This window comes from Shewanella electrica (assembly GCF_022321485.1).
GTDB lineage: Bacteria > Pseudomonadota > Gammaproteobacteria > Enterobacterales > Shewanellaceae > Shewanella > Shewanella electrica.
On record NZ_JAKOGG010000012.1, the window covers coordinates 1 to 19,675 of the forward strand.

A 19,675-nucleotide genomic window follows, 5' to 3' on the forward strand; every position below is an offset into this window, starting at 1 on the left:
GCCGTGTCAGTGGGTGCGCATTATAGGGACCTTAAAAAACTCCGCAACCCCTTTTTTAAAGAAAAAAGATCGCTTGCTGATCTTTTCAGCAATAAGCGATCTTTTCAGTCAAATTGGCGTTATTTCGCGCTTATTTAGCCGCTCCCACCGCTGAATTACTGCTTTTTTGGTGTTGCGTAATCAGTTTACGGATCTTTTGTTCCACCTTTGGATCATCCCAATCAACAAAGCTACGCACAAAAGCGACGAGTGTGCCTTCTGGGCTAAGTATGAAAGTGGCAGGGATAGTATCAAGCGGGAAGATTTCACTGAGTTGCATGTGGGGGTCGTAGAAACTATTAAAGTGCTGCATGCCCTGTTCGTTGAGGAAACTGCGCACTTGCTGTTGTTCTGTTTGATCGATGGAGATGGGAACTAACACCACATTGTCATCCGCTAGCTTTTGGCTAAAACGGTCTAACGAGGGTAACTCACGTACGCAAGGAGGACACCAAGTGGCCCACATATTAACGATAACCACTTTACCTTTATATTGGTTGAAGTCGTGGCTATTACCTTGGGCATCGTTGAACGGTACAGTTTTTAGGGGAAAACCATGAGGTAGTACATTAATTCGGTCGGCGGTGGAACTGGCCGCCGAGTGTGAAGATGGTGCCACATCATCTGTTGCCTGCGCCACAAGTGGCAACAAGGCAACAGTGAGGACTGCAATTAGACACGGCCACTTCATTATTGACGTTTCAACAGTTCGGCCAGCTTCTGCTGATCTTCAGCAGAGATCTCCTCCGCAGCCACGCTGGTACGTTGTCTACGGATAAAGATGAAGGCAATAAGACCACCAAATAACAATAACAACACTGGCCCCAACCAGAGAATGTAGGTCTTGCTATCTAGACGCGGCTTATACAATACAAAGTCACCATAGCGGCTGGTCATAAATGCGATAATTTCTTTATCGCTCTTGCCTGCATCAACCATTTGGTAGACTTCCATGCGCAAGTCTTTAGCTACTGGCGAGTTGGAATCCACAATATCTTGGTTCTGACATTGTGGACAACGCAAGCTGCGAGCTAATTCCATAGCATGCTTTTGGTTAGCTTCGTTTTTGAATTGATAGGTATCCACTGGTGTGGCATTAGCCAGCAAGCTAACACCAAATACCAGTGCCACACTCATCAACAGCGTCATCAGACGTGATTTCATGATGCTTTACCTTCTATGGCTTCTTGTTTGAGCTGTTGGATCATCGGAAACAAGGTTTCTTGCCATACGCGCATATCGATCGGCCCGGCGTAACGGAAGCGGATGATACCGTTATGGTCTACCAAGAAACTTTCTGGCGCACCATACACGCCAAGGTCCAATCCTAGCCGGCCATCGTGATCGAAGATATTGAGCGAGTAAGGATCGCCTTGGCGATTCAGTTCCTGTACGGCCAAATCTCTATCGTCACGATAGTTGATGCCATAAATCGGAATCACATTCTGACGCGAGATCTTCATCAGGTACGGATGTTCGTATTTGCATGATGGGCACCAAGTGCCCCATACATTCATCATATACACCTGACCTTTAAGATCATGGTTGGTAATGACAACACTCGAGTCTTCCAGTTTTTCCAACTTAAAGTCTGGTACTGGACGGCCTTCCAAGGCGGAATCTAACTCTTTGGGATTAAGATATAACCCTTTATAGAGAAAGACCCCCAGCACCACGAACAATACTAATGGAATAAAAAGTACCAGCTTTTTCATATTTCACTCTTTATTCAATCATGCAGAAGCAAGGTCTGCCTTTTTATCAGCGGTGGTTTTATCTGCCACTGCGTCTTTGACTTTTACACGGTAGCGTTTATCTGAGGCAGCAAACAACCCGCCAATCATCATAAACACACCACCAAACCACAACCAGCGTACAAATGGTTTGTAGTTGAGGCGTACCGCAAACTCGGTATTACTCACTGGGTCGCCCATGGTCACGTACAGATCGCGGAACACACCCCAATCGATGCCAGCTTCGGTCATATCCATAGTGCGCACATTGTACTGACGGCGATCAGGTTTCAGCAACGCAATCTCTTTACCGTCTTTGGTCACACTCACTTGCCCTTGTTTGGCGGTGTAGTTAGGACCGGCAATGTTTTTGGTCTCTAAGTAGTTAAAGGTGTAACCCGCTAGCTCATGGCTAATGCCTGGGCCCATACGCACACTTTTCTCTACTGAGTAATTGGACACCATAGTGCCGCCAACCACAGAAACAGCAATACCTAAGTGCGCAATCACCATACCGAGTTGTGAACGGCCAAGGCGGCTCATCTTAACCGTGCCATCGCTACCTTTAACAATGGTGCGTACCGCTTGAATGGTGGACAAGAACACCCACATTGCGGTACCCATGCCAAAGACGACCCACAGATTCAGTTCACCACCAGCAATAAACGGTACCGCTAAACCAAACACAACAGAGATAATAGCAGGTACCAGCAGTTTACGTTTCAGCTCACCCGCTTTAGCTTTTTTCCAACGGATGATTGGACCAATCCCCATGAAAATAAACGCAGTAATCGCTAACGGCACAAATACCGCGTTGAAGTATGGTGGGCCAACAGAGATTTTCCCCATGCCGAGCGCATCGATCAGCAGTGGATATAAGGTGCCCAACAATACCGTGGCGCAGGCAACGGTCAGCAACACGTTACAGATAAGCAGCATGGTTTCTTTTGACCACAGCTCAAAACGCGCAGGGCTGCTCATGTCGCTGGCGCGGAATGCAAACAGCACCAATGAGCCGCCAATCGAGATGCCTAACAGCAGCAGAATAAACAGACCACGGCTTGGGTCAGCAGCAAATGAGTGCACTGAGGTCAGTACACCTGAACGTACAATAAAGGTTCCTAGCAGACTCAATGAGAAGGCGAAGATTGATAGCAGTACGGTCCAGTTGCGGAACGCGCTACGTTTTTCAGTCACAATCAAAGAGTGCAGCAGTGCCGTACCCACTAACCATGGCATAAAGGAAGCGTTTTCTACTGGGTCCCAGAACCACCAGCCGCCCCAGCCCAGTTCGTAGTATGCCCACCATGAACCCAGCGCGATACCGCCAGTCAGGAAGATCCAAGCTGCCAGCGTCCAAGGACGAGTCCAGCGAGCCCACGCGGCGTCTAAGCGACCACTCATCAGTGCTGCAATCGCAAACGCAAACGGTACAGAGAAACCCACATAGCCGAGGTACAACATCGGCGGATGGAAAATCAAACCTACATCTTGCAGCATTGGGTTAAGGTCACGGCCTTCCATCGGTGCAGGAATCAAGCGTTCAAACGGGCTTGACGTCAGCAACATGAATAGCGAGAAGCCGATAGTGATAATGGCAAGAATCGCCAACACCCGAGCGGTCATCACCTCTTCTAAGCCTTTACTGAAGAAGGCGACAGCGGCACTCCATACAGAAACAGAGAACACCCAGAACAGCAAAGAACCTTCGTGTCCGCCCCAAACTGCGGCAATTTTGAAGAAGATTGGCAGTTCAGAGTTAGAGTGGGATGCCACATAGGCAACAGAGAAGTCATCCACCGCGAAGCTATAAGCTAACGACAGTACCGACAGCGTAATAAAGAAGGTCATCCCGTAGCAAAGTGGCCACGCATAGCGCACTAAGTACTGGTCCTTTTTGGCAACACCAACGAGCGGGACAATTGCGAGCAAGACCGCAAAAGCTAATCCGATGATTAGTGCAAAATGTCCAAGTTCTGGGATCATGGTTATTCCTCAGGTTTAGTCTTCAGCGCTATTGAGGTAATAGGCTCCTGACGACTCGACTAAATAGCTCACACAACACTTTAATTTTTAAAGTAAAAATCTTTTATAACTAGCTTAACTTAATTGAGCTTCTGCTCATTTTAGTATTTGCTATTGTTCATGTCTGCCCCTTTGAGTCAAATATGGGTCGCGGCTCTCATTCTGGAAACCCCTATATACAAAGGGGTTTTAGCGGGGCAGAACTCATGGCTGTGACCGAGTGCCCCCGGAGAAGTTTCATCCGTTTATTAACTTAAATAAGGAACTGTGAACCAGTGCCCAAACATGGCGATTGGATTTATGACCCCGAGTTATATTACTGTTCAATGAAACATCTTTAAGTAATAATTCCAGCCCAATAACAAGCGATATCCAATCGTCCGCCCAATCACCAACCAAGTGAAGTGTGTACAATGACTACCTTCTGGATTTTCATAGCGATTGTAGTGCTGGTCAGCCTAGCACTGATTTGGATCCCCCATTTTCGGCAGAAAAAACTGCTAGAAGCCGGCGAATCAGGCGTTCGTCAACAAACTAACCTCGAACTCTTCAACGAACGTCTCGCGTCGTTAGAAAAAGACTTCAACGAAAACCTGCTCGATCAGCAGGAGTTTGAAGCCATGAAGAAAGAGTTAGAGATCAGCCTGCTGCAAGACATTAAACAGGGCCAAGATGAGTCTCTGAATGTTGAAGGGAAACGCAAGAGTATATTGTGGCCGAGCCTGATGTCAGTTGCCGTCATTGTGGTTGCCGGTTTTATGTATCAACGTTTGGGTGCTTATCAAGAGATGCAACACCCAACCGCAGCGGTTGATCCTTCAAACCCACATGCGGGAATGTCGCCTGAACAGCTACAAATGCTATGGGTGCAGAAATTTGAACAACAAACCCAAGCTGAGCCTGACAACAGCCAAGCATGGTACAGCTTAGGCCAAGCCTACACCCAAGCGGGTCAGTTCGATCAAGCCATTGCGGCTTTTGATAAAGTGATTGCGCTGGTAGGTGAACACGCTGAATTGCTCGGTCCTAAAGCCACCGCACTCTATTATAAAGCGGGTCAAAAGATGATCCCTATCGTGCAACAGCTGATTGACCGCGCGTTAGAGTTAGATCCACACGATCCATCCACCTTACTGTTGATTGGTATGGATGCGTTCTACACTGCCGATTATCAGAAAGCGATCGATGCTTGGCAGAAAATTCTCGAAAGTGACCGTAACGATTTAGACCGCAGCGCCATCATCAACGCTATCGATTCCGCCAAGATGCGTCTGCAAGCGACCAACGGCACCATGCCGAATGACTCGACTCACGCCAAGTTCAAAAAAGATGGCGCTGCAGCGACCGCAACGGCCAACACCGTAACCATCAATCTATCGGTATCGCCTGAGCTGGCAGACAAAGTAAACACTAACGATATCATCTTTGTGTTTGCCCGCCCGACTGAAGGCCCAAGTGTGCCAGTGGCGGCCACCAAGATCAGCGCCAAAACCCTGCCAGTGACGGTAGTGTTAGATGACAGCACTAACATGGGCGGCAGCGTGAAATTGAGCGACAGCAAAAATGTGGAAGTGATTGCCGTACTGTCTAAACATGGCAACCTCAAACCACAAGCTGGTGACTTGCAAGGTAAACTTGCCAGTGTTGATGTCGGCGCCGCTGCGGACTTAGTGTTGGATAATGAAGTGCAATAACAACTGAGTTGCTAACAAAAAACCGGCCGCGGCCGGTTTTTTTATGTGTAGAGCGGTGCTCACTATGTGTTCGGGAAGGATTCGCACCCAACCAGCACCGTGACACCTTGGCCTATTTTTGTTTTTTCTTAGCCATAAACTCGATGGATTCTTTGAATTCTTCATCAGTACATGAACCGCACATGGCGTTCGGTGGCATATTGCCCTTGCCCTCTTTCACAGCTTTCAACATCGCAGGCATACCTTTATCCATCAGCGATTTCCATGCTGCTTCATCGTGAGCGCGTGGCGCACCACCTACACCGCTCGCGTGGCAAAACATGCAAGACTTGTTGTAAACCGCCTCGCCATCAGCCGCTTGTGCACCTAGGGTAAACAGACTAGCTGCGGTTGCAGCCATCAACAGCGTTCTTTTCATCATGGGAAAATCCTAGCTAAAAATGAGTTGCTTAGCTGGCGCCGATATAGCGCAGCACGATTCCATTGCCCGCACAGGCTACAACAATTTGCCTAATAACTCATCTTTTTGTGACCCACGTCTCACCTTAACTTATTCAAGTTCCACAGGCTTTTAAAGTTAATAAAGCGCTAATGTATTATTGGCTTAATAATAAGTTCCCAAAAGTTACATTTTATTGGAAGCACATCGCATTGCTGAAACTTCGTCAGCCATATTGGTAAACCACCATGGTGCTTTATGTTAGGATAATCGCGTCTCCTAAAGTGCGTGTTTTATCGAGGGTTAAGTGACTAAACCAGACTCAGAAACATTGCTGTCGGCAAAAAATCTCACCTGTATTCGTGAAGAGCGAATTCTATTTGATGAGCTAAGTTTCGACATTTGCAGTGGTGATATTGTGCAAATCGAAGGCCCTAACGGTGCAGGGAAAACCAGCCTGTTGCGCATTTTAGCGGGGTTATCTCGTCCTTATGCGGGTGATGTGTGCTATCTCAACGATTCCATCAGCCGTAACCGCGACGAGTTCAATGAAGATTTACTCTATCTCGGCCATTTGGCTGGGGTAAAAAGTGAACTCACCGCCGAAGAGAACCTCTATTTTAATCTGCGCGTAAGTGGTTATAACGAGTTCGATCAGCGCGACATCCTCAGCAAGGTGAATCTGACTGGTTTTGAAGACGCATTGGCGGGACATTTGTCTGCGGGGCAACATCGTCGCACCGCACTAGCGCGTTTGTGGCACACCAATAGCCGTATCTGGATTCTTGACGAACCATTTACCGCCATAGATAAACGCGGCGTGGCAGAACTCGAAGCGTTATTTATACAGCATGCCGATAACGGTGGCTGCGTGATAGTGACCACTCACCAAGATATGGGCATTATCTCCAACGAGCGGTTACGCAAAATCCGTTTGGAATATCGGTTTGTATAGAGCAGGGAACGAATGAAACGAGGCATTAGTTTTACACAAGCATTCTTCACCCTGCTGATGCGGGATTTGAAAATTGCCGTACGCCACCGTGGCGATATTTTTAACCCATTATTGTTCTTTATTATTGTGGTCACCCTATTCCCGCTGGGGATTGGCTCTGAAGCCAAAATTCTCAGCCGCATTGCGCCAGGGGTGATCTGGGTAGCCGCGCTATTGGCATCAATGTTGTCATTGGAGCGGCTATTCAAAGCAGATTACAACGATGGCAGCTTAGAGCAGATGCTGCTAAGCCCGCAGCCGTTGCAGTTGCTGGTGCTAGCAAAAGTGCTGGCACACTGGCTGCTGACCGGTCTGCCACTGATCATCATCGCACCATTGCTGGCCGTGTTGCTGCATATGGAAGACAACGCCTACCCCGCGTTGATTGCGACCTTATTACTTGGCACTCCGGTGTTGAGTTTGTTGGGTGCTATTGGTGTAGCACTCACTGTGGGCTTAAGAAAAGGCGGCGTGCTGCTGAGTTTGCTGATTTTGCCGCTATATATTCCAGTGCTGATTTTTGCTACTGGGGCAATTGAGTTTGCCGCTTCTAATCAACCTTATGATGGTCAGCTAGCAATCATTGCTGCCTTGCTGGTCGGTTCTTTGGTTTTGGCACCGTTTGCTATTGGTGCCTCTTTACGTGTGAGTACTAACTAATATGTGGAAATGGTTGCATCCTTACGCCGAGCCGCAACGCGCTTATCGGCTAGCCGGGAAATTTGTTCCTTGGCTTTCAGTTATTGCCATCCTAATGCTGTTAACCGGCACGATTTGGGGCATGGTATTTTCACCAACCGATTATCAGCAAGGTGATAGCTATCGCATCATCTTTGTCCATGTGCCAGCGGCTTCGATGTCAATGATGGCATACGTTTCCATGGCAATTGCGGCATTTATCGGTTTAGTGTGGCAGTTGAAAATGGCCGATTGGATGGCCGCTTCAATTGCGCCAGTCGGTGCGGTGATCACTTTCATCGCTTTGGTGACTGGTTCTACTTGGGGCAAACCTATGTGGGGCACTTGGTGGGTATGGGATGCACGCTTAACTTCTGAGTTAGTGTTGCTGTTTCTCTATCTAGGTGTGATCTCGCTCTACGCTTCGTTCGAAGATAAGGTGTTAGCGGCACGTGCGGCTGGTATTTTATCTATAGTAGGTGTAATTAATATTCCAATTATCAAATATTCGGTTGATTGGTGGAATTCGTTGCACCAGAGCTCAATCAAAATGACCGGTAAAACCGCGATGCCACCAGACATGTTAATTCCACTGGTGATCAATATTCTTGGTTTTGGCGTGATGATTGCGGCGCTAAGTTTGATCCGTTTCCGCTCAGAGGTGTTGGCCCGTAATGGCATGCGTCCTTGGGTGCGAGAATTGGCGTTGGCGCAAGGAGCAAAATAATGCAGGCACAATTTCACTCACTGGCTGATTTTTTCCATATGGGAGGCTACGGCTTCTATGTATGGCTGTCCTATGGCGTGGCTTATGCGTCATTGGCGATTTTGATTGGCGTGACTTTGACTCGCAAAGGGCGAGTTCTCAAAGAGATAGCAGCGAAAGCTAAGCGTGAAGAACGTTTGGCGCAACACCGGAGCGCAAAAGAATGAACCCAAGACGCAAGAAAAGATTAGTGTTAGCCAGCAGCCTCGTAGTAGGCGTTGCCGCAGTTGCTTCATTGCTGCTGTATGCATTGAACTCTAACCTGAACCTGTTCTACACCCCATCTGAGATTGTGAATGGCAAAGTGGATACTGGCGTTAAACCGAGTGTGGGTGATCGTATCCGTATCGGCGGCATGGTGACCGAAGGCTCATTAGTGCGCGATCCAAAAAGTTTGCACGTAAGCTTTGCGGTACATGATGCCGCCGGTGGTCAAGTCACGGTAACTTATGACGACCTGCTGCCAGATCTGTTCCGCGAAGGCCAAGGCGTGGTTGCCCAAGGCGTACTGACTGGCCCCGGCCAATTGGAAGCGACTGAAGTACTGGCAAAACACGATGAAAACTACATGCCACCTGAAGTGGCTGAAGCCATGGGTAAAGATCATCAAAAAATGATGTATACCGAAGAGCAAAAAGCGGGCGGTTAATACTGCGTCGCTTCATGCTAAAAAAGCCCCGTTTGGGGCTTTTTTCGTTATGATGTCAGCGGTTATTGGTGATGTTCCAATGAGGCGAAATAGCGCTTGGCCGCCTGCTTAACCCGCGGTGCCAGCAACACGGCCGACACCATGGTTGGAATCGCCATCAGCGCATAAGCACCGTCAATCAGATTGACCACATTGTCTAAGCTCGTGGTCGCCGCAAACAGAATAGTGAGCAGATAAAAGCACTGATAAGTCGGCAGATAACGGCTGCCACACAGAAATCGAAAACACTGACTGCCATAAAATGCTTGGGTGATGATGGTGGTAATCGCAAAAAACACCACACACAGCAGCAACAGATATGGCCCGACGCCAGGCATGGTCACTTCAAACGCACGGGCAGATAAACTGATACCATCGGCGCCGCCTTGCTGCCACACGCCAGAAATCAAAATAATCAGCGCCGTGGCAGTACAGACTATCAGCGTATCAATCGCTGGACCGAGCATCGCTACTAACCCCTCTTTCACCGGCTCAGCAGTTTTGGCGCTGCCGTGCGCCATCACTTCTGTACCGATACCCGCCTCATTAGAAAATGCTGCGCGTTTTACCCCGATCACTAGGGTGCCTAACACCCCGCCAGCAACCGACTGCATCGAGAAAGCTTCGGTGACAATCTGCGTTAGATAATACGGCACTTGTTCGATGTGCGAGCCAATCACATAGATGGCGCAGCTCACGTAGATTAGGATCATCGTTGGTACCGCTTTGGTGGCCACCGCCGCGATACGGGTAATTCCGCCCAGCACAACCGTGCCCACCACCAGCATAATGACGGCGCCTAAGCCGAGTTGCAGCCAAAAATGGTCGCCCGCAACTGCGCCCACGGTTTTCTCGGGGCCAAGTACCAACCACTCTTTAACGATGGTGACCAGTTGATTGGTATTGAACAGTGGAAAGTTGCCCATCATGCCGACCACCGCAAAGAAGATGGCCAATGGTTTCCACTTGGGGCCCAGCCCTTCGGTGATGATATACATCGGCCCACCGCGCACTTCACCACGATCATCATGGCCGCGATACATAATTGCCAAGGTACAGGTGAAAAACTTGGTTGCCATACCGATGATGGCGCTGATCCACATCCAAAAGATGGCACCAGGGCCACCCGCTACCATCGCCAACGCGACACCGCCGATATTGCCCATGCCGACGGTGCCGGCCATGGCGCTCGACAACGCGCCTAAGTGGCTGATCTGCCCTTCGGCGTTGGGCTCATCATATTTGCCGCGCAAAATATTGATGGCATGTTTGAGGTAACGAAAAGGGGCAAAACCTGAATAGAGCAGAAAGAAAAGCCCGCCGCCCACCAATAGCACCAGCATATGGGGGCCCCAAGCATAAGAAGCAAAAGCTGAGGTTGCTTCAGCAAAAGTCATACTGTTAACTCCGTGTTAAATCTCGTCATAGAGTAACAAGCACACGGAGTTATTCAATCTATTTGCACACCAAGTGCATATTTATTCAGCGCTCAACCAGTCAAAACTCGGCAAATAGCTCTGGCATAAAGCATGTGTCGGCGAGTCTGCGGTGAATACGCACCGCAGCTCCACCGACTCATACGCACTGTCACTGACTCTGCAGTAGTGGCTTGAGTTGCGCTTCATGTTCCACAAAACGTTGATACAAGGTGAACTGATTAATCGCCCGCTCTAAGTTATGGCCGGCATGATGAATGCGGAAATAACGGTCGCCGTCGAGGTAATCGGTTAAGAAGCGAATAGCGAGCATTAGCGTGACGACCTTCACCCCCAGCCACAAACTTTCGCGCTCTAGTGGCGTCATCACTGGCGCTAACGCTTGCAACCAACCTTGGCTGATGGCGGCGAAATACTCCGGCAGCACGTCAATGTCGGCCAGTTGTGTCGCATCTTCGGCAACGGACGCACAACAGCTGCGCACCATGTCGCCAAAGTCATACATCAAATAGCCCGGCATGCAGGTATCGAGATCGACCACCGCCATTGGTTGGTTATCATCGTCAAACAGCAGGTTATTAATTTTGGTGTCGTTGTGGCAGATCCGTAGCGGCAACTGCGCTTCCATCTGCGCTACGTCATCGAGCAACGCGCGTTGGCTAACGGCAAAGTCCAACCACGGCTGACAGTGTTGTCGCCGCTGTAATGGATCTTCTGCTGCCAGTTGCTGCAACCGCGTCATCCGCGCCGCTAAATGGCGAAAATCAGTAATGGTTTGCTGCAATAAGGTGGCATCTAACTGCCCCAGCGCCGCGGCAAAACTGCCAAACGCATAAGCAGTTTGCTGCGCTTGTGCCGTGGTGTGCATCTTCTCAATGCTGTGGCTGTTTTCCACAAATGAGATGGCGCGCCAGAAGCCATGTTGGCGGTCGTCCACGGCCAACTGCCCAGTTAACGTTAATACTGGATAGGTGAGCAACAGTGCATAGTTATCCGTTTGTTGCTGCAAAAAATTGGCAATCACCATCGCGTTTTCCACCACCGACCACGGCGCGGTAAACACTTGAGTGTTGAGCTGTTGCAGGACAAAGCGGCGCTGGTTACTACTCACTAACCAAGTGCTATTGATGTGGCCGTTCCCCAACGGAGCCACAGTTAAACTGACATGGTCCAGCTCTGCTGCCGTCAAATAGTGCGGCAAAACATGCTGTTTGATGCCATTAACATCCATCTGCATTGATGATTTTTATCCTAATTGAGCAAGCGACTAAATTGGCTATTCGCTTGTAATGCTGCTTGGCTACCTTTGAGGCTAAAATCATAGCCACACAGCGAAAAACTGCCGCGCATCGCCACATCATTAACGATTTGACGGGTATCAAGCGGGCTAAAATTGGCTTCAACGGCACCGTTAGCCACAATGTTGACCTGCATCGGCCGATAGCGGCTGCCGTCGTTAAATGCCATATTGGCGCAACGTTTATCGCCACTGGCGCTGGCGAGATCCCACATATTGCCCGGCGTCATCGTGTCGCCCAGCCACTGCATGATGAGCTGATCGCCTTGCAATATCAGACTGAAATGATCCGGCAATTTGACTATTTCTCGCGCGGTTTGATTGTTATCCGTCGTTGCTGCAACGTCCTCAGTTGCCACCGCTGGCTCATCGCTGTCGGCGGATAACCACCAACTGCTGATACCAATGCACAGCAGTACCACGACAGCAGCAATCGCTACCAAGCGGTAGTGGCGTACTAACCACTGCCACAGTGCACTGAGATTCTGCCGTAATTCGGCCACGCTGTTATCACTTTGATAAGCGCTATTGAGCCGCTCAAATGCTGGCGCATCATCGTCATCCAACGCAGAGTCATCATGACTGACCGCCGCCGCGCCGCCGATGGTGGGTTCCACCCTTTGGGTAGTTTTCGCCACGGTTAATGGCACCGGGCCGCTGTAGCCCTGCACATAACGCCGTTGCACCCGCGCACCTTTGGCCTGCACATTTGGCAAAAACGCAAAACCTAAATGCAGCACCAGCGCTAAAACCAATGCGCAATAAAGCACTGGGCCAGTCGACATCGTTAATGTGGCCGACAAAATGAGTAGCCAAGGCAGCAAGGCGACCAAGGCCATCAACGGTGGGCGCCCAGCATCACGCACGCGGCGCCATGCGGTTGCCAACAAAATCGGCAACAGTGCTAATGCCACTATCGCAGCAAAACCGCCACTGGTTGTTAGCCCCCACAGCAGCAGAATCAATAGATAAACCGCCATGCTGATCGCCAAATGGCGTAGCCCTTGGTCGTATCCTCGCAAGCAGATAAGTGATCTCAGTAACACAATATCCTCTCTGTGACGCCCCGAATCGATAATTTACTGGCGCAAGCCTATCGAATTTGCACACAATTGTCAGCGGTACTGGCGCACTATTGCACAGCGCTCTATAATATCGCCCCTATTTTTAGTCCTTGGCCGAACTTGGCCGTCACAGTAGATTGAGTAACTATGACAACCCGTGGAAATCTGTTTATTGTCTCCGCGCCTAGTGGCGCAGGTAAATCATCGCTGATCGCCGCATTATTAGCAGATAAACCCGCAGACATGCAGGTGTCGGTATCGCACACCACGCGGCAACCACGTCCGGGAGAAGTTGACGGCCAACACTATCACTTTGTCTCGGTAGAGCAATTTAAACAGCTCATAGCTGAACAGGCCTTTTTTGAATGGGCAGAAGTGTTCGGTAATTACTACGGCACGTCACGTACTGTGATAGAACAGACTTTGGCACAAGGGATTGATGTGTTCCTTGATATCGATTGGCAAGGCGCACAACAGATTAAGCAGCAGATGCCGGAAGCGATTGGCGTATTTATTCTGCCGCCATCGCGCGACGAGCTGCAACGCCGCCTCACCGGCCGCGGACAAGATAGCGACGAGGTGATTGCAGGGCGCATGGCCAAAGCAGTTTCTGAAATGTCGCACTATCATGAATATGATTTCATCATCGTTAATGACGATTTTGCACAAGCACAAGCTGATCTACTCGCGATTATTCGCAGCCAACGACTGACTCAAGCTAGTCAAACAATCACCCACAGTGATATGCTTAAGGGTCTATTGGCAGAGTGACAGTCATCGTGTACACTTTTGCGTCATTTTTTCATCGAACACACTGGAGTTCCAACACATGGCTCGCGTAACTGTAGAAGACGCCGTAAAGCAGATCGGCAACCGTTTTGACATGATCATGGTTGCGGCACGTCGTGCACGTCAAATTGCTGTTCAAGGCAAAGACCCGCTGGTTGAAGAAGAAAACGACAAGCCTACTGTGATTGCTCTGCGTGAAATTGAACAAGGCTTGGTTAACGCCCAAACATTAGAAGCTGACGAGCGCCAAAGCGTACGTGAACGCGAAGCTGCTGAAATTGCTGCAGTTGCTGCGATCGCTGAAGGCCACAACTCTTCTTCTCTGTAAGGTTAACAATATCGGGAGTACCACCAGTTGTATCTATTTGAAGGTCTGAGAGAAGCCGCTACCGCCTATCTAGCGCCGGAACAGGTTGAACTACTCAAGCAGGCCTATCAGATAGCGCGTGACGCTCATGAAGGGCAGATGCGAACTAGTGGCGAACCCTATATTACCCATCCGGTAGCAGTAGCGCATATTTTAGCTGATATGCGTCTCGACCATGAGACGCTAATGGCGGCGCTGCTGCACGATACCATTGAAGACACCCATGTCACCCAAGAAGACCTCGCCAACCTGTTTGGTGAATCGGTGGCCTTGCTGGTTGAAGGTGTCTCTAAGCTTGATAAGCTCAAATTCCGCGACAAGAAAGAAGCGCAAGCGGAAAACTTTCGCAAAATGATGCTGGCGATGACGCAAGATATTCGCGTCATTCTCATCAAGCTGGCCGACCGCACCCACAACATGCGCACCCTTGGTGCTCTGCGTCCCGACAAACGTCGTCGTATCGCCCGCGAAACCCTCGAAATCTATGCCCCAATTGCTAACCGTCTTGGTATCCATAACATCAAGACTGAATTGGAAGATCTTGGTTTTCAAGCTTACTATCCGATGCGCTATCGCGTGTTAAAAGAGGTAGTACGTACCGCCAGCGGTAACCGCAAAGAGCTGATCCAAGCGATTGAAAATGCCATTCGTGGCCGGTTGGAAGAAAATCACGTTGGCTGCAAAGTCAAAGGCCGTGAGAAAAACCTCTACTCCATCTACAACAAGATGCGTACTAAAGAGGTGAAATTTGAAGACGTGATGGACATTTATGCCTTTCGCGTCATCGTCGACACGGTAGATACCTGCTATCGCGTGCTCGGCATTATGCACGGCCTGTATAAACCGCGGCCGCTGCGTTTTAAAGATTATATCGCTATCCCCAAAACTAACGGTTATCAATCACTGCATACTTCACTGATTGGCCCGCGCGGTTTACCGGTCGAAGTGCAGATCCGTACCGAAGATATGGATCAGATGGCCGACAAAGGGGTTGCGGCGCACTGGATGTATAAAAACGGCGATGCCGCCAGCGGCACCACCACTTCACAAGTGCGCGCCCGTAAGTGGATGCAAAGCTTGATGGAGTTGCAACAAAGCGCATCTTCTTCATTTGAATTCGTCGAGAACGTTAAAACCGAACTGTTCCCTGACGAAATCTACGTCTTCACCCCAGATGGCCGCATTCTTGAATTGCCAGTAGGCGCTACGCCAGTGGACTTTGCTTACGAAGTGCACACCGATGTCGGCAATACCTGTGTCGGTGCCCGCGTTAACCGCCAAGCCTACCCACTGAGCCAACCGTTGATCTCCGGTCAAACCGTGGAGATCATCACCGCCAAAGGCGCCAAGCCGAATGCCGCGTGGCTCAACTTTGTCGTGACCGGTAAAGCCCGCGCCAAAATCCGCCAAGTGCTGAAATTCCTCAAGCAGGATGAAGCGATTGCACTGGGTAAACGCCTGCTCAACCACGCGCTGGGTGATACTAAGCTGGAAAGCTTTACCGAAGCGCAAATAGCCAAAGTGGTGAAAGACACCAAACACAACAACTTTAATGAGTTGCTGACCGATATCGGCCTCGGCAACGCCATGGGCTTGTTGATTGCACAGCGCCTGAAAGGTGAAAGCATCGATCCGAATCGTGGTGGTGGCGATGATGACAGTAAACTGATGCCTATTCGCGGCGCTGAAGGCATGTTGGTCACCTTTGGTAACTGCTGCCGTCCAATTCCGGGCGATGCGGTAGTCGCCTACGTCAGCCCAGGTAAAGGCCTCGTGGTACATATGGAAAACTGCGCTAACATTCGCGGTTACCAGTCCGAGCCAGACAAGTATATCCCCGTGCAATGGGATGCAGTCGAAGGTGCCGAATACCAAGCCAACCTGCGTATTGAGATTGTTAACCACCAAGGCGCACTGGCGAAGATCACCAGCATTATTGCGGCGGAAGGTTCCAATATTTCTAACATCAGTACCGAAGAGCGCGATGGCAGAGTGTATTTGATCCACCTGCGCATCACCGTACGCGATCGGGTACATTTGGCTAACGTGATGCGCCGTATTCGGGTACTGCCTGAAGTGCTGCGTACCTCGCGTAACCGCTAAACATAAGGAAATTGGCGTAATGGCAACAAAAAAGATTATCGCAACTGACAAAGCACCAGCCGCTATCGGCACTTACTCACAAGCAGTGCAGGTAGATTCAACCTTGTATTTGTCAGGTCAAATCCCGTTGGTTCCTGCCACCATGGAAGTTGCTGGCGAAGATTTTGAAACCCAAGTGGTGCAAGTGTTTGAGAACTTGAAATCGGTATGTGAAGCCGCTGGCGGTCAACTGTCAGACATCGTCAAACTCAATATCTACATGACGGATTTGGCCAACTTTGCCAAAGTGAACGAAGTGATGGGCCGCTATTTCACCGCGCCTTATCCTGCCCGTGCCGCCATTGGTGTGAAACAACTGCCCAAAGATGTGCAAGTGGAAATGGACGCGATTGCTGCTCTGTAATACACAACACACAAACTTCATTTAAGAGCGCTAAGGCGCTCTTTTTTATTGCTAATTTTCCTCTCTTTCCTAAAAGCCTAGTACCGCATATTCCACTAATTTACTAGAGCGCAACACGGTAAATAATTTGCAGCACTATCAGCCCCACTCCATACTTAATGGTGACTTTTTGTCGATAAAAAACAGAAAGTTCTTGGCCTGCTGGGTGATTTTGGGGGACCACGGCAGTGACTCGATAACACTCATGATAACTAGACTATAAGGGGAACCCCGATGACAACGAGCTACCGCAGTCCGGTTGATATGTTGAATCAATGGGCCACCACACAGGGTGACGAGATCTACCTGCGACAACCCATTAAAGGGCACTACCAAGATTACACTTGGCGACAGGTGCAACAGGCGGTGCAGCAAATTACTGGCGCGCTGCGGCATCTAGGCTTTGTGCCTGGGGATAAAATTGCGCTGCTGTCAAAAAACTGCGCCGAATGGTTTATCACGGATTTGGCCTTAATGTACGGCGGCTATATCAGCGTGCCTATTTACCCTACCGCCAATATCGACACCATTCGCTACGTGATTGAACACAGCGGTGCCAAAGCGATTTTTGTCGGCAAACTCGACCATTGGCCCGATCAAGAACCCGGCGTGGGCGGCGATATTCTGCGGCTAGCTTTGCCTTACGACACCATGCCGGCGCAATATCAATGGTTGCAACTACTCAATCTCGGTCAACCGCTGTTAGAGCCTGTGTCGCCGACCGAAGATCAGGTGATGACCTTGATCTACACCTCTGGCTCCACTGGCAAACCTAAAGGCGCGGTACAAACCTTTGGTGCCTACAGTTGGACGTGTAATGCGGTAGTGCGCGATCTTAAGGCCGATGGCCATGACCGACTGCTATCCTACCTACCGCTGGCACACATTACCGAACGGGTGGCGATTGAAGGCTCCTCATTTTATGCCGGTTGCGCGGTGGCGTTTGTCGAAAGCTTAGAGACCTTTGTTGCCGATGTGCAGCGCATGCAGCCGACGGTATTTTTCTCCGTGCCACGGCTGTGGACGCTGTTCCAGAAAAATATTATCGACAAAGTGGGCAGTTACAAAAAGCTGCAAACCTTGCTGAGTATTCCATTGCTCGGCTGGCTGGTGAAACGCAAGATTCATAAAGGCTTAGGATTAGATAAAGCGCGGCTACTCGGGTCCGGTTCGGCACCCATCCCACCATCGTTGGTGCATTGGTATCACAGCATCGGCCTCAATATTTGCGAAGCGTGGGGCATGACCGAAAACTGCGCCTATTCGATCATCAACCATCCATTCAACCCCGATAAAATTGGCACCGTCGGCAAACCGATTGTCGGTTGTCAAATTAAGCAATCGCCAGAAGGAGAGTTGCTGGTCAAAAGCCCCAGCCTGATGCGCGAGTATTATCAAGCGCCCGAAGCGACCGCCGCCGCCTTTGATGCCGAAGGTTATTTTAAAACCGGCGACTTATGCAGCGTCGATGATGAAGGCTACGTCAGCATCACCGGCCGCGTAAAAGACAATTTTAAAACCGCCAAAGGCAAGTATGTGGCACCGGTGCCGATTGAGCGCAAGTTAGCGCAAGATCCACACGCCGAGTTAATTTGTGTCATTGGTACGGGCTTACCGCATCCGATTGCCTTAGTGCAGCTCGCTGAAGGCGCAGCGCTACAAGCACGTGAAGAGGTGCGATTGTCGCTCAAAGAAACGCTTGATAGCGTTAACCCGCATCTCGAATCACACGCCACCGTGGATGCCATTGTGGTGGTGACGGAGCCTTGGACCATTGAAAACGATGTGCTGACACCGACCCTAAAAATCAAACGTCACGTGCTAGAGAAAGCCTATATCGACCGGCTCGATGGCCTGCGCGGTAACCGCGTGGTTTGGGAGGATGAACTCTAACCTTAATGACCCGCGGAGGTGTTTTAGTGCCTTCGCCTCATATAGCTGCCCTACCAAGTAAAAAGATCCCAACACAGTTGGGATCTTTTTGACAGTATATGTCACAATAGCCCACTTAAAATGCCTAACATGTTGTTTGCATAACGACATCGTTGGACTCATCAAGCCTAGTCAGACTTGTGGAACACGTTATGACCTTTATTGTTCTCGCCATTATTGGTGGTTTTGTGATTCTTACCGCTGGTGCGGAAGCCTTAGTACGTGGCGCCAGTGCCATTGCACTGCGTTTAGGTGTTACCCCATTAGTGATTGGGTTAACCATCGTCGCCTTTGGTACCAGTGCCCCGGAATTAGCCGTAAGCGTTAAATCCGCGTTGTCTGGTAACTCCGGCATTGCGCTGGGTAACGTTATCGGTTCCAACATTGCCAACGTCGGTTTGATCTTGGCCTTAACCGCTATCATCCGTCCTATCGGCGTGCAGTCGCAAACGGTGAAACGCGATATTCCGATCATGATTGGAGCCTCAGTAGCATTATTACTGCTACTGCTGGATGGCCAACTGGGCTGGATTGATGGTGCGGTGTTGTTTGCGCTGCTGCTGGCGTTCTTGTGGCACAGCTACCGTATCTCTAGCGATGAAGATGCCGAAGAGATTGAAGCGGGCCCGCGCAATCCGTGGTTATCCACGCTATTGATTGTGGTTGGCATTGGCTGTCTCGTTGGCGGCGGGATTTTATTTGTTGATGGCGCGGTAGACTTAGCCCGTATGTTTGGCATTAGCGAGGCGGTGATCGGTTTGACCATTATCGCCATCGGCACCAGTATGCCAGAGTTGGTCACCTCGGTGGTCGCCGCCCTCAAAGGTCAAAGTGATATCGCCATTGGTAACGTGGTTGGCTCAAACATTTTCAACATCTTATGTATTTTGGGTGTGACTGCACTGGTGCATCCCATCTCGTCAGCCGGCTTTAGTTTGTTAGATTTTGCCGTGATGTTAGTGCTGTCGATTTTGGTACTGCCATTTGCCATGAGCAATATGCGTATTGGCCGCAAAGAAGGCTTTGCGTTGCTGGCGGCTTACTTGGGTTATATGGCTTATCTGGTCACTCACGCTGCGGCATAAGCGTATTTTCGGCTAACGCTTTGACAGTGGTTGAAAAACACGCCATTGTCAAAGCTGTCGGGTTTGATACTATATGTATAAATCCACAGTAATTCGGTAATCAA

At 49.9% G+C, this 19,675-nt stretch carries 20 protein-coding genes; 12 read left to right on the forward strand and 8 right to left on the reverse strand.

Features of this window, described 5'->3' with window-relative positions:
• Positions 1 to 130: 130 nt before the first annotated feature.
• Genes L9G74_RS14700 through L9G74_RS14715 form a run of 4 tightly spaced genes read right to left on the reverse strand, consistent with a single transcriptional unit; the run spans position 131 to position 3,758 of the window.
• A complete protein-coding gene (locus L9G74_RS14700) occupies positions 131 to 730 on the reverse strand; it encodes a TlpA family protein disulfide reductase (protein WP_238897175.1) in 600 nt (199 codons plus the stop codon).
• Entirely contained in the window at positions 730 to 1,188 is a 459-nt protein-coding gene (gene nrfF, locus L9G74_RS14705; RefSeq protein WP_438944578.1) for a heme lyase NrfEFG subunit NrfF, read from the reverse strand. Before nrfF ends, L9G74_RS14700 begins: the two co-directional genes overlap by 1 nt.
• Before the next feature lie 11 nt (positions 1,189 to 1,199).
• On the reverse strand, positions 1,200 to 1,754 hold the full coding sequence (locus tag L9G74_RS14710; protein WP_238897177.1) for a DsbE family thiol:disulfide interchange protein: 555 nt from the start codon (positions 1,752 to 1,754) through the stop codon (positions 1,200 to 1,202).
• 18 nt (positions 1,755 to 1,772) lie between these two features.
• Positions 1,773 to 3,758, reverse strand: a complete 1,986-nt coding sequence (locus L9G74_RS14715) for a heme lyase CcmF/NrfE family subunit (protein ID WP_238897178.1) — start codon at positions 3,756 to 3,758, stop codon at positions 1,773 to 1,775.
• Positions 3,759 to 4,210: 452 nt separating this feature from the next.
• Here L9G74_RS14715 and ccmI point away from each other — a divergent pair, with 452 nt between their 5' ends.
• Positions 4,211 to 5,491: a c-type cytochrome biogenesis protein CcmI gene (gene ccmI / locus L9G74_RS14720; protein WP_238897179.1), complete on the forward strand. Its 1,281-nt coding sequence runs from the start codon at positions 4,211 to 4,213 to the stop codon at positions 5,489 to 5,491.
• A gap of 112 nt (positions 5,492 to 5,603) precedes the next feature.
• Here ccmI and L9G74_RS14725 read toward each other — a convergent pair whose 3' ends face one another.
• Positions 5,604 to 5,912 (reverse strand): c-type cytochrome, encoded by a 309-nt coding sequence (locus L9G74_RS14725; protein WP_238897180.1) that lies wholly within the window; start codon positions 5,910 to 5,912, stop codon positions 5,604 to 5,606.
• A 325-nt stretch (positions 5,913 to 6,237) separates the two neighbouring features.
• Between L9G74_RS14725 and ccmA the strand changes: the two genes are divergently transcribed.
• Genes ccmA through ccmE form a run of 5 tightly spaced genes read left to right on the forward strand, consistent with a single transcriptional unit; the run spans position 6,238 to position 9,017 of the window.
• Entirely contained in the window at positions 6,238 to 6,885 is a 648-nt protein-coding gene (ccmA, locus tag L9G74_RS14730; protein WP_238897181.1) for a cytochrome c biogenesis heme-transporting ATPase CcmA, read from the forward strand.
• Positions 6,886 to 6,897: 12 nt separating this feature from the next.
• A complete protein-coding gene (gene ccmB / locus L9G74_RS14735; RefSeq protein WP_238897182.1) occupies positions 6,898 to 7,584 on the forward strand; it encodes a heme exporter protein CcmB in 687 nt (228 codons plus the stop codon).
• 1 nt (position 7,585) lies between these two features.
• Positions 7,586 to 8,329: a heme ABC transporter permease gene (locus L9G74_RS14740; RefSeq protein ID WP_238897183.1), complete on the forward strand. Its 744-nt coding sequence runs from the start codon at positions 7,586 to 7,588 to the stop codon at positions 8,327 to 8,329.
• Complete coding sequence (ccmD, locus tag L9G74_RS14745; protein ID WP_238897184.1) at positions 8,329 to 8,535, forward strand: heme exporter protein CcmD; 207 nt, start codon at positions 8,329 to 8,331, stop codon at positions 8,533 to 8,535. Before L9G74_RS14740 ends, ccmD begins: the two co-directional genes overlap by 1 nt.
• Positions 8,532 to 9,017, forward strand: coding sequence for a cytochrome c maturation protein CcmE (gene ccmE / locus L9G74_RS14750; protein ID WP_238897185.1), 486 nt, complete (start codon positions 8,532 to 8,534; stop codon positions 9,015 to 9,017). The genes ccmD and ccmE overlap by 4 nt, the downstream gene beginning before the upstream one ends.
• A 62-nt stretch (positions 9,018 to 9,079) precedes the next feature.
• On the opposite strand, the gene L9G74_RS14755 is transcribed toward ccmE, so the two are convergent.
• From L9G74_RS14755 to L9G74_RS14765, 3 genes are all read right to left on the reverse strand, one after another.
• Positions 9,080 to 10,453: an alanine/glycine:cation symporter family protein gene (locus tag L9G74_RS14755; RefSeq protein WP_238897186.1), complete on the reverse strand. Its 1,374-nt coding sequence runs from the start codon at positions 10,451 to 10,453 to the stop codon at positions 9,080 to 9,082.
• Between the two features lie 190 nt (positions 10,454 to 10,643).
• Positions 10,644 to 11,729 carry a phosphotransferase enzyme family protein gene (locus L9G74_RS14760; protein WP_238897187.1) on the reverse strand — a complete coding sequence of 362 codons (1,086 nt, stop codon included), beginning with the start codon at positions 11,727 to 11,729 and terminating at the stop codon, positions 10,644 to 10,646.
• Between the two features lie 14 nt (positions 11,730 to 11,743).
• Positions 11,744 to 12,835, reverse strand: coding sequence for a hypothetical protein (locus tag L9G74_RS14765; protein WP_238897188.1), 1,092 nt, complete (start codon positions 12,833 to 12,835; stop codon positions 11,744 to 11,746).
• Positions 12,836 to 13,000: 165 nt separating this feature from the next.
• On the opposite strand from L9G74_RS14765, the gene gmk reads away from it, so the two are divergent.
• From gmk to L9G74_RS14795, 6 genes are all read left to right on the forward strand, one after another.
• Complete coding sequence (gmk, locus tag L9G74_RS14770; protein ID WP_238897189.1) at positions 13,001 to 13,624, forward strand: guanylate kinase; 624 nt, start codon at positions 13,001 to 13,003, stop codon at positions 13,622 to 13,624.
• Positions 13,625 to 13,682: 58 nt separating this feature from the next.
• Entirely contained in the window at positions 13,683 to 13,970 is a 288-nt protein-coding gene (gene rpoZ, locus L9G74_RS14775) for a DNA-directed RNA polymerase subunit omega (protein ID WP_238897190.1), read from the forward strand.
• 27 nt (positions 13,971 to 13,997) lie between these two features.
• Entirely contained in the window at positions 13,998 to 16,112 is a 2,115-nt protein-coding gene (gene spoT, locus L9G74_RS14780) for a bifunctional GTP diphosphokinase/guanosine-3',5'-bis pyrophosphate 3'-pyrophosphohydrolase (protein ID WP_238897191.1), read from the forward strand.
• Between the two features lie 19 nt (positions 16,113 to 16,131).
• Positions 16,132 to 16,515 (forward strand): RidA family protein, encoded by a 384-nt coding sequence (locus tag L9G74_RS14785; protein ID WP_238897192.1) that lies wholly within the window; start codon positions 16,132 to 16,134, stop codon positions 16,513 to 16,515.
• A 273-nt stretch (positions 16,516 to 16,788) separates the two neighbouring features.
• Complete coding sequence (locus tag L9G74_RS14790) at positions 16,789 to 18,447, forward strand: AMP-binding protein (protein WP_238897193.1); 1,659 nt, start codon at positions 16,789 to 16,791, stop codon at positions 18,445 to 18,447.
• Between the two features lie 191 nt (positions 18,448 to 18,638).
• Positions 18,639 to 19,571 (forward strand): calcium/sodium antiporter, encoded by a 933-nt coding sequence (locus L9G74_RS14795; protein ID WP_238897194.1) that lies wholly within the window; start codon positions 18,639 to 18,641, stop codon positions 19,569 to 19,571.
• Positions 19,572 to 19,675: the final 104 nt, after the last annotated feature.